Here is a 13,323-nt window from a genome sequence, read left to right as displayed (position 1 = left end):
ATGGTCAAATTGTGGAGACGTTATAAACCCTTTATCAATGCAGGTGTTCAGGAGTTGATTACCTATCGAGTCAACTTTATTCTCTATCGGATTGGCGATGTCATGGGAGCTTTTGTGGCCTTTTATCTCTGGAAGGCTGTCTTTGATTCCTCGCAGGAGTCCTTGATTCAGGGCTTCAGTATGGCAGATATCACCCTCTACATCATCATGAGTTTTGTGACCAATCTTCTGACTAGGTCGGATAGCTCCTTTATGATTGGGGAGGAGGTCAAGGATGGTTCCATTATCATGCGTTTGTTGAGACCAGTGCATTTTGCGGCTTCTTATCTCTTCACTGAGCTTGGTTCCAAGTGGTTGATTTTTATCAGTGTCGGACTTCCATTTTTAAGTGTCATTGTGTTGATGAAAATCATATCTGGGCAAGGGATTGTAGAAGTGCTGGGATTAACTGTCCTTTATCTCTTTAGCTTAACGATCGCCTATCTGATTAACTTTTTCTTTAATATCTGCTTTGGATTTTCTGCCTTTGTGTTTAAAAATCTATGGGGTTCCAATCTACTCAAGACTTCCATAGTGGCTTTTATGTCTGGCAGTTTGATTCCCTTGGCTTTCTTTCCAAAGGTTGTTGCAGATATTCTGTCCTTCCTGCCTTTTTCATCCTTGATTTATACTCCGGTCATGATTATCGTTGGGAAATACGATGCTAGTCAGATTCTTCAGGCGCTCGCTTTGCAGTTCTTCTGGCTCTTAGTGATGGTGGGCTTGTCTCAGTTGATTTGGAAACGAGTCCAGTCATTCATTACCATTCAGGGAGGTTAGTATGAAAAAATATCAGCGTATGCATCTGATTTTTATCAGACAATATATCAAGCAAATCATGGAATACAAGGTGGATTTTGTGGTTGGTGTTTTGGGAGTTTTCTTGACTCAAGGCTTGAATCTCTTGTTTCTCAATGTCATCTTTCAACACATCCCATCCCTAGAAGGTTGGACTTTTCAAGAAATCGCCTTTATCTATGGTTTTTCCTTGATTCCCAAGGGCTTGGACCATCTCTTTTTTGACAATCTCTGGGCACTAGGGCAACGCCTAGTCCGAAAAGGGGAGTTTGACAAGTATCTGACTCGTCCCATCAATCCTCTCTTCCACATCCTGGTTGAGACTTTTCAGATTGATGCCTTGGGCGAACTTTTGGTTGGTAGCATCTTACTGGGAACAACAGTGACCAGCATTGCTTGGACTCTTCCAAAATTCCTGCTTTTCCTAGTTTGTATTCCTTTTGCGACCTTGATTTATACTTCATTGAAAATCGCGACAGCCAGCATCGCTTTTTGGAGCAAGCAGTCAGGAGCCATGATTTACATCTTCTATATGTTCAATGACTTTGCCAAGTATCCGATTTCGATTTACAATTCTCTTCTTCGCTGGTTGATTAGCTTTATCGTGCCTTTTGCCTTTACGGCCTACTATCCTGCCAGCTATTTCTTGCAGGAAAAGAATGGACTCTTTAATGTTGGTGGGTTGATTGTAATTTCTCTTGTCTTCTTTGTCATTTCCCTTAAACTCTGGGATAGGGGCTTAGATGCCTACGAAAGTGCAGGTTCGTAAAAGCTAAAGTAAGACTAAAATCAAGAAAGGAACTTATGATGTTTGTAATTGAAGAAGTCAAGGATGAAAATCAAAAAAAGGCAGTTGTCGCTGAGATTTTAAAGGATTTGCCAGAATGGTTTGGAATACCAGAAAGCACGCAAGCTTACATCGAAGGAGCCAAGGACTTGCAAGTGTGGACCGCCTTTCAGGAGAGTAATTTACTTGGCTTTGTGAGCTTGTCCTATTCCAGTGAAGATTGTGCAGAGATTGATTGTCTCGGTGTAAAAAAAGCTCATCAAGGTAGAGGGATTGGGAGTCAATTGCTTGCTGCTTTAGAAAGTGAAGCACGCAAAAACGTTGATTATTTACAAGTGAAAACAGTAGCAGAAGGCTCTAATAAAGATTATGATCGAACAAATGTCTTTTATCGCAGTCTTGGCTTTAAAAAATTAGAGATTTTTCCACAACTTTGGGGGCCTCAAAATCCTTGTCAGATTTTGATTAAAAAGATAGATTAAGAATCCCTTGATATCCTTTCTTATAGTGCTATACTAAAAGGGTAATCGCCGATTTAGCTCATACTCTTCGAAAATCAAATTCAAACCGCGTCAACGTCGCCTTGCCGTACTCAAGTACAGCCTGCGGCTAGTTTCCTAGTTTGCTTTTTGATTTTCATTGAGTATCAGTTGGTAGAGCAAGATACTCGTAAAGCCTAGGTCACAGGTTCAAACCCTGCAATCGGCAAATAGAAGAAACTCATTCTATTAAGCTTTTTTGAACTTATCAATAGTTGTCTTATGAAAAATATTAGATATAAGTGAATAAATTTATGGTATAATTTATTCACATGACTAATAGCTAATCATGGATGGTAATCACTATGATATGATGAATTAGTTTAGAAATCCAATATAAATTAGTAGGTAAAAAAGGAGAAAATAATGAAAAGAGTTCGAAAAATTCAAATGTTGGTAGGAGTTATACTTTCAGTTTTAGTCGTCTTGATAGTAGGATCTGTCTTAGTCTTTTGGTTAAGCGGAAAGAAAGATTCAAAGCAAGTATCAACAACGGCTTCTGTTAAAGATAGCAGTAGTCAGGTGAAAAGCGATAAAGATACCAAAGCTAAAGGGGAAGAAATTCAAAAACTCAAGGACCAACTGGTGTCTTTAGATAATAAAATCTCAGAGTCAGAAGCACTTGTTGGTAAACTAAAAAAAGAAACTGCCGTCCCCAAATTGGATTTTGAATCACTTAGAAATAATGATTTATCAAGTTTAGAAGGAACTTGGCTTACTCCATCTGGAAATCAATACATTATTAATAGTTCTGGTGAAGTAAGGTCAACTTGGTTATCAAATGGAGAGAAACAAGAGTATATTGTCCAATTGTCTGGAGCAAGAAAATTTAATGAAAATCCAGAAACTGTTATCATTGGTGCTGGGGACAAAGATTCTCTTGTGGGTGGTTTTGTTGTACTTGCTGTACCTAGTGGGGTTGTTTTGCAACCTAGTGATGATGGGAAGTTTACAGATAAATCTAATCATTCTGAAGAAAGGCTTCTAGGTGGTCAAGGGTATAATGCTATGTTGATGCATCCAGAAGATGTTTATTATCGCGTAAAACCAGACACTAGTCAACTAGAGGCTGAAGAACAGAAGCTAGCAAATCTAAAAGCTGAACGAGAAACGATTAAAACGAAACTAGAAACCAAGGAAAAGAAAAATACGAGTGAATAATCTAGTTTCAGATTATATTCAGTCAAAAATAGTTTTTAATCGGTAAAACCTAGAAGTCCTTTGGACTTCTTTTTTTATCAGTAACAATGATCACATAGATAAGGATAGTTACCAGATAGACAAAAGGGATTGTTCTTGAAACTGACCTCTGCTATAATGATTTTTGTAAGGGACGTGAGGTATCACTATCAAATAACTCAAGTTCCTAAAAAAGAAATTGGAGATAAACAAATGAAAAAAGTATTTGGTCTTGGATTTATAGTAGCATCAGTACTTGTTTTGTATTTTGGATATGTTGGATGGCCTAGTTTAGATGCTAGTGTTTGGTCATTGATTCCAGTTGGATGATTTATCTTTTTTACCATTGAGAATGTCATGAAAAAAGATTACAAGGCTAGCCTCATGTGCCTGATTATTGCCTTCATCATTGCAAATGCCATTTTTGATTTACTACCAATTTCAAGTGGTTTGGTTATTGGAGCAGGAGTTTTGGCCTGTGTGGGGATAGGTTATCTTTTTCCAAATCACGATAAAAAAGATTAAGTTTTCATAAACGATTTATTTTCAATGTAAAAAGCAAACAAAATCAATTTCCTGAACTTAGGTTTGGTTTGTTTGCTTTTATTATTTTCGTATATTGTATTTAAAGGTTTATTCTGCAGCTTGTTGCCATCGTCTAGCTAGCATACGTGAAAGATTAGAGATGGCTAAGTTAAAGATGAAGTAGATGAGGGCTATTAGGATGTAGAGACTGAAGACTTGTTCTGGTTCAAAATAGCGCCCCATGAGGATTTGGCTAGCTCCAAAGAGTTCTTGGAGGGCGATAACTGAATAGAGAAGGCTGGTATCTTTTATAACTGTTACAAACTGAGAAATGATAGCTGGCAACATCTTACGGATCGCCTGAGGCAAGATAATGTGGTAAAGGATTTGTAGTGAAGTAAAACCTTGTGACATCCCTGCTTCGTACTGTCCCTTGTCTACAGCATTGAGACCTCCTCGGATGATCTCAGCCAAGGCTGCTGAAGTAAAGATGGTAAAGGCAGTAATCCCTGCTGGTGTTGATTTCATCTTAAATACTAAAAAGATGGTAAAGATCCAGAGGAGATTTGGAACATTACGCACAAACTCTATATAGATACTTGCAATGATACGCAGGAAAGGATTTTTTCCATTTCGCATGACTGCAAGCACAGTTCCAATGAGGGTTGAGAGGATGATTGCGATTAAGGAAATATAGAGGGTTAAGCCGAATCCTTTAAATATGAAAATGATATTATCTGGGGTTAAAACTTCTAAAATTGATTCCATAGTAACCTCCTAAAGTGAATAGGCTTTTTTATTGGCTTGTTCCATCTTGCGACCAAATTGGGCAACCGGGAAGCAAAGAGAGAAGTAGAAGAGGGCAGCTCCTAAAAAGGCAGGAATGTAGTTTCCGTTTAGGGCTGACCAAGACTTGGTCACAAACATCAAGTCCACTCCAGAGATGATAGCTACTGTAGAGGTATTCTTTATAAGGTTTACGATTTGATTTGTCAATGGTGGAAGAATGATACGAAAGGCCTGAGGCAAGATAATCAAGCGCATAGCGCTGATATAGGTAAATCCTTGCGACAAGGCTGCTTCCATCTGACCTCTAGGAATGGCTTGAATCCCTGAACGAATAACTTCGGCGATATAAGCTCCATGATAGAGTCCTACACAGAGAACTGCAGTCCAATAAATAGGAAGCATAATGACATAATTGGTGATAAGAGGTAAACCATAAAAAACGATTACAAACTGCACTAAGAGTGGAGTATTTTGGTAAAATTCAACAAAGATTCTAGCTAGGATTCGTAAGCTAGTTCTTTTGCTTGTTGACATGGCTCCAAAAAAGATACCTAAGAGCATAGCTAAGATAAAGGATCCAATAGCTAAGGCAAGGGTAAAGAGAAAACCATTAAAAAATTGTCCAAAATCTTGAAAATAAGCAGTCCAAGATGATAAATCTGTCATGAGGTATCCTCCTTACTCTGCAGTGTGGCTAGATGGTTTGAGTTTGTATTGTTCATAGAGTTTCTTCAAACTGCCATCCTTGCTCCATTTTGTAACCAATGTATCTAAGTAGTCGTTAAGTTCAGTATTTGATTTCTTAGTAACGATACCGTAGTCCGATGGTTTGAAGCTATCATCAAGTAGTTCTGTCCGCTTGCTAATATAGCCAGATAGGATAGAGCGGTCAACCGAAAAAGCATCGATTCGGTGGGCGTGTAGAGAAGTAATCAATTCTGGATAGGAACCGAGTTCTACAAACTTGAATGTTAACCCTTTCTTTTTACCCAATTCGGTAATCAAGCGTTGGGTAATAGAACCTTGGGCAACTCCGATTGTCTTACCATTTAAGTCTTCGATGTTTTTGATTTTGGCAGATTTATTGACCAAAAATCCTGAAGCGTCTGTATAGTAGGGACTGGTAAAGTTGTAAAGTTTCTTACGTTCCTCTGTAATGGTAAAGGTAGCGATATCCATGTCGACTTGTTCATTGTCCAAAAGAGGGCCACGAGTTTGAGCGGTAACAGGCACATAACGAACTTTTACTTTGAGTTCATCTGCTACCATTTTGGCTAGATCGGTTTCGATACCTGAGTAGATTCCTGTCTTAGGGTCCTTGTAGCCAAAGTTTGGTACATCTTGCTTGACACCAACAACTAGCTCGCCTCTTTTTTGAATATCTGCGACACTGGTGTCAGCTTGGACTGGTTTTACAGTAGCAAGGCCGAAAAGGCTAATCACTAATGCTGATAAAAAGAATTGCTTTTTCATAGAGACCTCCTTATTTTACTTTGTCACTTTCGTGGTTGATAATCTTGCTGAGGAATTGTTGAGCGCGAGGTTCACTTGGATTGTCGAAAAAGGCATCGACATCTGTTGTGTCCACCAAAACTTCTCCGTCAGCCATAAAGATGATGCGGTCAGCAACTTCACGGGCAAAGCCCATTTCATGAGTAACGACAATCATATTCATACCATCACGGGCTAATTTTTGCATAACCGCTAGAACATCGCCGATGGTTTCAGGGTCAAGAGCAGATGTTGGCTCATCAAAGAGGAGGAGTTCAGGATGCATAGCGAGGCCACGTGCGATGGCAATCCGTTGTTTTTGTCCACCAGAAAGCATAGCTGGATAAGAATCTTTCTTGTCCCACATATTTACAAATTCCAGATATTTTTGAGCTGTTTTTTCAGCTTCTTTTTTATCAATTCCTAGAACTTTTATGGGTGCAAGTGTTACGTTTTCTAACACTGTTTTGTGCGGGTAGAGGTTAAAATGTTGGAAAACCATGCCGACTTCCTTACGAAGAGGAACCAAATCTTTCTGGCTAGCACCAGCAACTTGGTGGCCATTTACTAGAAGACTTCCCTTGTCAACAGCCTCCAAACCATTAATCGTACGGATAAGAGTGGATTTCCCAGAACCAGATGGTCCGAGAAGGACAACAACTTGTCCTTTTTCAAAACGGAGATTGATGTCGCGGAGTGCATGGTAGTCTCCGTAATATTTTTCGACGTGTTCAAATTCTACTAAAGCCATAAGGAATCTCCTTTGTGTTAGATTTTATAACATGATTCTACACCAAAAGATTTGTCTTGTCAAATCATATCAGAAAAAAGTTAGTAAAATTTTTGTAGAAAGCAATCAGGATAGAGAAAAAGCCTAAATCATGTTATAATGAAGCAATAGAATTCTTAGAAAGAGTGGATGTCTTTTTGATAACACCTACTTATGAATGGCAGTTTGCCCCGCAGGTTGAAGATGCGGATTTTACAAAGATAGCCAAGAAGGCTGGACTGGGTTCTGAGGTGGCTCGGTTATTGTTTGAAAGAGGAATTCAGGACCAAGAAAGTCTGAAGAAGTTTTTAGAACCTTCCTTGGAGGACTTGCACGACCCTTATCTGCTCCATGATATGGATAAGGCAGTGGCTCGTATTCGTCAGGCCATTGAAGAAGGGGAAAATATTCTCATTTATGGTGACTATGATGCGGATGGTATGACTTCGGCTTCGATTGTTAAGGAAAGTTTGGAACAGCTTGGTGCCGAGTGCCGGGTTTATCTGCCTAATCGTTTCACTGATGGCTATGGCCCTAATGCCAGTGTATATAAATACTTTATCGAGCAAGAAGGGATTTCCTTGATTGTGACGGTGGACAATGGGGTTGCAGGTCATGAAGCTATTGAGCTGGCTCAGTCTATGGGAGTGGATGTGATTGTGACCGACCACCATTCCATGCCTGAAATTTTGCCGGATGCCTATGCCATTATCCATCCAGAGCATCCTGATGCCAATTATCCTTTTAAACATTTGGCAGGCTGTGGGGTTGCTTTTAAGCTGGCCTGTGCTCTTCTAGAAGAAGTTCAAGTTGAATTGCTTGACTTGGTTGCGATCGGTACTATTGCAGATATGGTTAGTCTGACGGATGAAAATCGTATCTTGGTGCAATATGGTCTGGAAATGTTGGGGCATACTCAGCGCATTGGTCTGCAAGAAATGCTGGACATGGCTGGGATTGCTGCTAATGAAGTGACGGATGAGACGGTTGGTTTTCAAATAGCTCCTCGTTTAAATGCCTTGGGTCGTCTAGATGATCCCAATCCCGCTATTGACTTACTGACAGGATTTGATGATGAGGAAGCTCACGAGATTGCCCTCATGATTCATCAGAAAAATGAAGAACGTAAGGAAATTGTTCAGTCTATTTATGAGGAAGCAAAGACCATGGTAAATCCTGAGAAGAAGGTACAGGTTTTGGCCAAGGAAGATTGGAATCCTGGAGTTTTAGGAATTGTTGCAGGTCGCTTGTTGGAAGAGTTGGGGCAGACAGTCATTGTTCTCAATATCGAAGATGGTCGTGCCAAGGGAAGTGCTCGTAGTGTGGAAGCGGTTGATATTTTTGAAGCCTTGGATCCTCATAGAGATCTCTTTATCGCTTTTGGAGGCCATGCGGGTGCAGCAGGGATGACCTTGGAAGTGGAGAATTTGGAAGCTTTGTCTCAGGTTTTAGAAAACTATATCCTAGAAACAGGTATAGACCTTAGTGGAAAGAAGACTTTAAATCTAGATGAAGAACTAGACTTAGAAACGCTCAACTTAGAAATGCTCAAAAATTTTGAACGCTTGGCACCTTTTGGGATGGACAATCAAAAACCCATCTTTTATATCAGAGATTTTCATGTTGAGAGCGCTCGTACCATGGGAGCAGGTAACGCCCACCTAAAATTGAAAATTTCTAAGGGTGAGGCTAGTTTTGAAGTGGTAGCTTTTGGACAGGGAAGGTGGATGACTGAATTTGCCCAAACTAAGAACCTAGAACTAGCAGTTAAACTGTCTGTCAACCAGTGGAATGGTCAAACAGCTCTACAATTGATGATGGTAGATGCGCGTGTGGAAGGGGTTCAACTCTTTAATATTCGTGGGAAAAATGCGGTTTTACCTGAAGGAGTACCTGTTCTTGATTTCTCTGGAGAATTTACAGATGTGATCCCAAGTTCGGCAGTGGTTGTGAAAAATATACCAGAAGATATTACTTTACTAAAGAACATTTTTCAAGAGAAAAATTTCTCGGCTGTTTATTTCAAAAATGACATCGACAAGGCTTATTATCTGACAGGCTATGGAACAAGAGAGCAATTTGCTAAACTCTATAAAACTATCTATCAGTTCCCAGAGTTTGATATTCGCTATAAGCTTAAAGATTTGGCAGGCTATCTCAATATCCAACAAATTCTACTAGTTAAAATGATTCAGGTGTTTGAAGAATTGGGATTTGTTGTTATCAAAGATGGAGTCATGACGATCAATAAAGAAGCACCTAAACGGGAGATATCAGAAAGTCAGATTTACCAAAATCTCAAACAAACTGTCAAAGATCAAGAAATAATGGCCTTAGGCACCGTGCAAGAAATTTATGACTTTTTGATGAAGAAAGACTAGAAACTGTAAAGAGAGTTGGGCAACCAGCTCTTTTTTGAAAATAATTCTAGATTTTGAAAATGAGTAAAAAAATGGTATAATGGAGAGACAAGATTCGGCTGAGAGTTTTAGAACTTTTAGAAAAAAGGGCAAAACTGCCCTATTATCAAGATAATGTAAGATTTCGGAGGAAAAATGAATAATATAAGATTAACAACACTAGGTGGTGTACGCGAAAATGGGAAAAATATGTACGTCGCTGAAGTCGGAGAGTCCATTTTTGTTTTGGATGCAGGTTTAAAGTATCCTGAAAATGAGCAATTAGGAGTCGATGTGGTTATTCCGAATATGGATTACCTTTTTGAAAATAAAGATCGAATTGCTGGGGTATTTTTAACTCACGGACATGCAGATGCTATTGGTGCTCTACCCTATCTCTTGGCAGAAGCCAAGGTTCCTGTATTTGGTTCCGAGTTAACCATCGAGTTGGCAAAGCTCTTTGTCAAAGGAAATGACGCAGTCAAGAAATTTAATGATTTTCATGTTATTGATGAAGATACAGAGATTGATTTTGGTGCAACCATTGTTTCATTCTTCCGTACGACTCACTCTATTCCAGAAAGTTTAGGGATTGTCCTTAAGACTTCAGATGGAAGTATCGTCTATACCGGTGATTTCAAATTTGACCAAACAGCTAGTGAATCTTATGCCACTGATTTTGGTCGTTTGGCTGAGATTGGTCGTGATGGAGTCCTAGCTCTTCTCAGTGATTCAGCCAATGCGGATAGCAACATTCAGGTGGCTAGTGAAAGCGAAGTTGGGGATGAAATTACCCAAACCATCGCTGATTGGGAAGGACGTATTATCGTTGCGGCTGTGGCCAGCAACCTCTCTCGTATCCAACAAGTATTTGATGCTGCTGATGCGACAGGCCGTCGTGTGGTATTGACGGGATTCGATATTGAAAATATTGTCCGTACTGCGATTCGCCTTAAAAAATTATCTCTAGCTAATGAGAGCCTGTTGATTAAACCAAAAGATATGTCTCGTTTTGAAGACCATGAGCTGATTATTCTTGAAACAGGCCGTATGGGTGAGCCGATTAATGGACTTCGTAAGATGTCAATCGGTCGCCACCGTTATGTCGAAATCAAGGATGGAGACTTGGTCTATATCGTTACCACACCATCTATCGCTAAAGAAGCGGTTATGGCGCGTGTGGAAAATATGATTTATCAAGCTGGCGGGGTTGTCAAATTGATTACTCAAAGCTTGCGCGTGTCAGGACACGGAAATGCGCGTGACTTACAGTTGATGATCAACCTCTTGCAACCTAAGTATCTCTTCCCTATCCAAGGGGAATACCGTGAGTTAGATGCCCATGCCAAGGCTGCTATGGCAGTTGGTATGTTACCAGAGTGCATTCTAATTCCTAAGAAGGGTACAACCATGGCTTATGAACATGGAGATTTTGTTCCTTCTGGGGCAGTATCGGCAGGAGATGTCTTAATTGACGGAAATGCTATTGGTGATGTTGGAAATGTCGTTCTCCGTGATCGTAAGGTCTTGTCAGAGGATGGGATTTTCATCGTAGCCATCACTGTAAACCGTCGCGAGAAGAAAATCGTTGCCAAGGCGCGTGTTCATACACGTGGATTTGTCTACCTCAAGAAGAGCCGTGATATTCTCCGAGAAAGTTCAGAATTGATTAATCAAACAGTTGAAAACTATCTTCAGGGAGAAGAGTTCGACTGGGCAGATTTAAAAGGTAAGGTTCGTGATAGTTTGGCTAAATATCTTTTCGACCAAACGAAACGTCGCCCGGCAATATTACCAGTCGTGATGGAAGCAAAATAATCGTAAAATAAGTAGAGAGAAAGTCGAGTTTCGGCTTTTTCTTATAGAAAAAAGGGAGAATAAATATGGCAGTTATGAACATTGAGTACTACTCACAAGTTTTGGATATGGAGTGGGGAGTGAATGTCCTCTACCCTGATGCCAATCGAGTGGAAGAACCAGATTGTAAAGATATCCCCGTTTTGTATCTTTTACACGGGATGTCTGGCAATCATAATAGTTGGTTAAAGAGGACCAATGTCGAACGCATACTCAGAGGAACTAACCTTATCGTTATTATGCCTAATACCAGTAACGGTTGGTACACTGATACCCAGTATGGATTTGACTACTACGCAGCTTTAGCAGAAGAATTGCCTCAGGTTATGAAGCGTTTCTTTCCCAATATGACTAGTAAACGTGAAAAGACCTTTATTGCTGGTCTATCCATGGGTGGCTATGGTTCTTTTAAATTGGCTCTAGCGACAAACCATTTTTCTCATGCGGCAAGTTTTTCAGGTGCTCTCAGTTTTCAAGATTTTTCTCCAGAAAGTCAAAATTTAGGGACTCCTGCCTATTGGAGAGGTATTTTTGGAAAGATTACAGATTGGGAAAAGAGCTCCTATTCTCTTGAAAGTATTTCGAAAAAATCAGATAAAAAAACCAAACTTTGGGCCTGGTGTGGAGAGGAAGATTTCTTGTATGCTGCTAATAATCTAGCAGTCAAAAATCTAAAAAAACTAGGATTTGATATAAGCTATAGCCATAGCTCAGGAACTCATGAGTGGTATTACTGGGAAAAACAATTGGAGCGATTTTTAGCAACCTTATCAATTGATTTCATCTTGGAGGAGAGATTAAGTTAGTCCAAGAAACAGAATTAGGATCTTCACAGTATTGAAAAAATAAAAATGAAAATTTGTTTTCACTAGACTTTTCAAGTGAAAGTAGTAAAATAGTATGGAATCCTATTGTAAAGAGAGTAGACTATGTATCACTATAAAATTGGCATACCGGCATCTGAACATGATGATTTTGTTAAACAAAACACCTTAATTAATATATTACAGACTAGTGCTTGGCAAGGGGTTAAATCTGATTGGCAACATGAAAGGTTAGGCGTTTATAAGGAAGAAACACTAGTAGCTGTTGCTAGCATTCTAATAAAATCTCTTCCATTAGGTTATAAAATGTTTTACATTTCTAGAGGACCTATTTTAGATTATAAAGATACAAATCTACTTGAATTTGTTCTTCAGTCTATAAAATCATATGCGCATAGTAAACGAGCTGTATTTGTTATGTTTGACCCAAGTATATGTATCTCTCAAAGTTTAATAGGTCAAGAAAAGATTGAATATCCAGAGAATCTTGCTATCATTGACAGTCTTAAAAACTTGGGAGTAAAATGGTCAGGACTTACTAATGATATGGGAGATACCATTCAACCTAGGGTTCAAGCAAAGATTTATAAGGATTATTTTGGAGAGGATGCCCTTTCAAAATCAACAAAACAAGCGATTCGAACAGCTCGAAATAAGGGAATTGAAATCCAAGTTGGTGGACTAGAGTTGTTGGATTCTTTTTCAGCTTTGATGAAAAAAACGGAGCAGAGAAAAGAGATCCATTTGAGAAATCAAGATTACTATAAAAAATTATTAGATAGCTTTAAAAATCATTCTTATATTACACTTGCGACACTAGATCTTTCGAAACGCTCACAAGAATTGGCTCTGCAATTAGAAAAAAATAAATCTAAGCTAGAAAGGTTTACAGATTCAACTAAGCCTTCTAAAGTGCAGGAGCATTTGAAAGAGAAGGAACGCATAGAAGAGGAACTAACTTTCTTACAGGACTATATCGATAGAGGTTATACAAAAGCACCCTTGTCTGCAACATTAGTTGTTGAATTTGGTCATTCTTCTGTCAATTTGTATGCCGGTATGGATGATGATTTTAGGCGTTATAATGCCCCAATTTTAACATGGTATGAAACAGCACGCTATGCTTTTGAACGTGGAATCTTGTGGCAAAATCTAGGAGGAATCGAAAACACTTTAGATGGTGGACTCTATCGTTTTAAAGCTAATTTTAATCCAACGATTGAAGAATACTTGGGTGAATTTACAATGCCTACCCATCCTCTCTATCCTCTGTTAAGACTTGCTCTTGATTTCCGTAAAACATTAAGAAAAAAACATAGAAAGTAAG

Annotated in this window: 12 protein-coding genes and 1 pseudogene; 9 read left to right on the top strand and 4 right to left on the bottom strand. The window is 39.1% G+C overall.

Going from position 1 to position 13,323, the window contains the following annotated elements:
- From QZ114_RS08445 to QZ114_RS08425, 5 genes and pseudogenes are all read left to right on the top strand, one after another.
- Positions 1-819 (top strand): ABC-2 family transporter protein, encoded by an 819-nt coding sequence (locus QZ114_RS08445; protein WP_295502094.1) that lies wholly within the window; start codon positions 1-3, stop codon positions 817-819.
- Between the two features lies 1 nt (position 820).
- On the top strand, positions 821-1,606 hold the full coding sequence (locus QZ114_RS08440) for an ABC transporter permease (protein WP_295502088.1): 786 nt from the start codon (positions 821-823) through the stop codon (positions 1,604-1,606).
- A 38-nt stretch (positions 1,607-1,644) separates the two neighbouring features.
- Positions 1,645-2,106, top strand: coding sequence for a GNAT family N-acetyltransferase (locus QZ114_RS08435; RefSeq protein WP_295502186.1), 462 nt, complete (start codon positions 1,645-1,647; stop codon positions 2,104-2,106).
- Between the two features lie 423 nt (positions 2,107-2,529).
- Positions 2,530-3,324 (top strand): hypothetical protein, encoded by a 795-nt coding sequence (locus QZ114_RS08430; RefSeq protein ID WP_295502082.1) that lies wholly within the window; start codon positions 2,530-2,532, stop codon positions 3,322-3,324.
- A 231-nt stretch (positions 3,325-3,555) separates the two neighbouring features.
- A pseudogene (locus QZ114_RS08425) lies at positions 3,556-3,867 on the top strand (hypothetical protein).
- Positions 3,868-3,975: 108 nt separating this feature from the next.
- Here QZ114_RS08425 and QZ114_RS08420 read toward each other — a convergent pair.
- From QZ114_RS08420 to QZ114_RS08405, 4 genes are read right to left on the bottom strand one after another with little or no spacing between them, the layout of a single operon-like run.
- Positions 3,976-4,635, bottom strand: a complete 660-nt coding sequence (locus QZ114_RS08420) for an amino acid ABC transporter permease (protein ID WP_000443844.1) — start codon at positions 4,633-4,635, stop codon at positions 3,976-3,978.
- Positions 4,636-4,644: 9 nt separating this feature from the next.
- Positions 4,645-5,322: an amino acid ABC transporter permease gene (locus QZ114_RS08415; protein ID WP_000131122.1), complete on the bottom strand. Its 678-nt coding sequence runs from the start codon at positions 5,320-5,322 to the stop codon at positions 4,645-4,647.
- A 12-nt stretch (positions 5,323-5,334) separates the two neighbouring features.
- Positions 5,335-6,129 (bottom strand): transporter substrate-binding domain-containing protein, encoded by a 795-nt coding sequence (locus QZ114_RS08410; RefSeq protein WP_295502044.1) that lies wholly within the window; start codon positions 6,127-6,129, stop codon positions 5,335-5,337.
- A gap of 10 nt (positions 6,130-6,139) precedes the next feature.
- Positions 6,140-6,898, bottom strand: a complete 759-nt coding sequence (locus QZ114_RS08405; RefSeq protein ID WP_295502038.1) for an amino acid ABC transporter ATP-binding protein — start codon at positions 6,896-6,898, stop codon at positions 6,140-6,142.
- Positions 6,899-7,074: 176 nt separating this feature from the next.
- On the opposite strand from QZ114_RS08405, the gene recJ reads away from it, so the two are divergent.
- From recJ to QZ114_RS08385, 4 genes are all read left to right on the top strand, one after another.
- The gene (gene recJ / locus QZ114_RS08400; protein WP_295502026.1) at positions 7,075-9,297 is read left to right on the top strand and encodes a single-stranded-DNA-specific exonuclease RecJ; all 2,223 of its coding nucleotides are present in this window, start codon (positions 7,075-7,077) and stop codon (positions 9,295-9,297) included.
- A gap of 174 nt (positions 9,298-9,471) precedes the next feature.
- The gene (locus QZ114_RS08395) at positions 9,472-11,133 is read left to right on the top strand and encodes a ribonuclease J (RefSeq protein ID WP_295502025.1); all 1,662 of its coding nucleotides are present in this window, start codon (positions 9,472-9,474) and stop codon (positions 11,131-11,133) included.
- Positions 11,134-11,198: 65 nt separating this feature from the next.
- The gene (locus QZ114_RS08390; RefSeq protein WP_295502023.1) at positions 11,199-11,978 is read left to right on the top strand and encodes an alpha/beta hydrolase family protein; all 780 of its coding nucleotides are present in this window, start codon (positions 11,199-11,201) and stop codon (positions 11,976-11,978) included.
- 123 nt (positions 11,979-12,101) lie between these two features.
- The gene (locus QZ114_RS08385; RefSeq protein ID WP_295502021.1) at positions 12,102-13,322 is read left to right on the top strand and encodes an aminoacyltransferase; all 1,221 of its coding nucleotides are present in this window, start codon (positions 12,102-12,104) and stop codon (positions 13,320-13,322) included.
- Position 13,323 lies beyond the last annotated feature (1 nt).

Origin of the sequence: uncultured Streptococcus sp. (genome assembly GCF_901875575.1) — a bacterium.
Classification (GTDB): Bacteria; Bacillota; Bacilli; order Lactobacillales; family Streptococcaceae; genus Streptococcus.
Note: the sequence above shows the minus strand (reverse complement) of the source record. Positions and strands in the feature narration are given on the sequence as shown.

What these genes read in the sequence shown, in the direction of transcription:
- QZ114_RS08415 (WP_000131122.1), bottom strand. Translation starts at nt 5,322, where the DNA reads ATGACAGATTTATCATCTTGGACTGCTTATTTTCAAGATTTTGGACAA.
- QZ114_RS08430 (WP_295502082.1), top strand. Translation starts at nt 2,530, where the DNA reads ATGAAAAGAGTTCGAAAAATTCAAATGTTGGTAGGAGTTATACTTTCA.
- QZ114_RS08435 (WP_295502186.1), top strand. Translation starts at nt 1,645, where the DNA reads ATGTTTGTAATTGAAGAAGTCAAGGATGAAAATCAAAAAAAGGCAGTT.
- QZ114_RS08385 (WP_295502021.1), top strand. Translation starts at nt 12,102, where the DNA reads ATGTATCACTATAAAATTGGCATACCGGCATCTGAACATGATGATTTT.
- QZ114_RS08390 (WP_295502023.1), top strand. Translation starts at nt 11,199, where the DNA reads ATGGCAGTTATGAACATTGAGTACTACTCACAAGTTTTGGATATGGAG.
- QZ114_RS08410 (WP_295502044.1), bottom strand. Translation starts at nt 6,129, where the DNA reads ATGAAAAAGCAATTCTTTTTATCAGCATTAGTGATTAGCCTTTTCGGC.
- QZ114_RS08440 (WP_295502088.1), top strand. Translation starts at nt 821, where the DNA reads ATGAAAAAATATCAGCGTATGCATCTGATTTTTATCAGACAATATATC.
- QZ114_RS08405 (WP_295502038.1), bottom strand. Translation starts at nt 6,898, where the DNA reads ATGGCTTTAGTAGAATTTGAACACGTCGAAAAATATTACGGAGACTAC.
- QZ114_RS08395 (WP_295502025.1), top strand. Translation starts at nt 9,472, where the DNA reads ATGAATAATATAAGATTAACAACACTAGGTGGTGTACGCGAAAATGGG.
- QZ114_RS08445 (WP_295502094.1), top strand. Translation starts at nt 1, where the DNA reads ATGGTCAAATTGTGGAGACGTTATAAACCCTTTATCAATGCAGGTGTT.
- QZ114_RS08420 (WP_000443844.1), bottom strand. Translation starts at nt 4,635, where the DNA reads ATGGAATCAATTTTAGAAGTTTTAACCCCAGATAATATCATTTTCATA.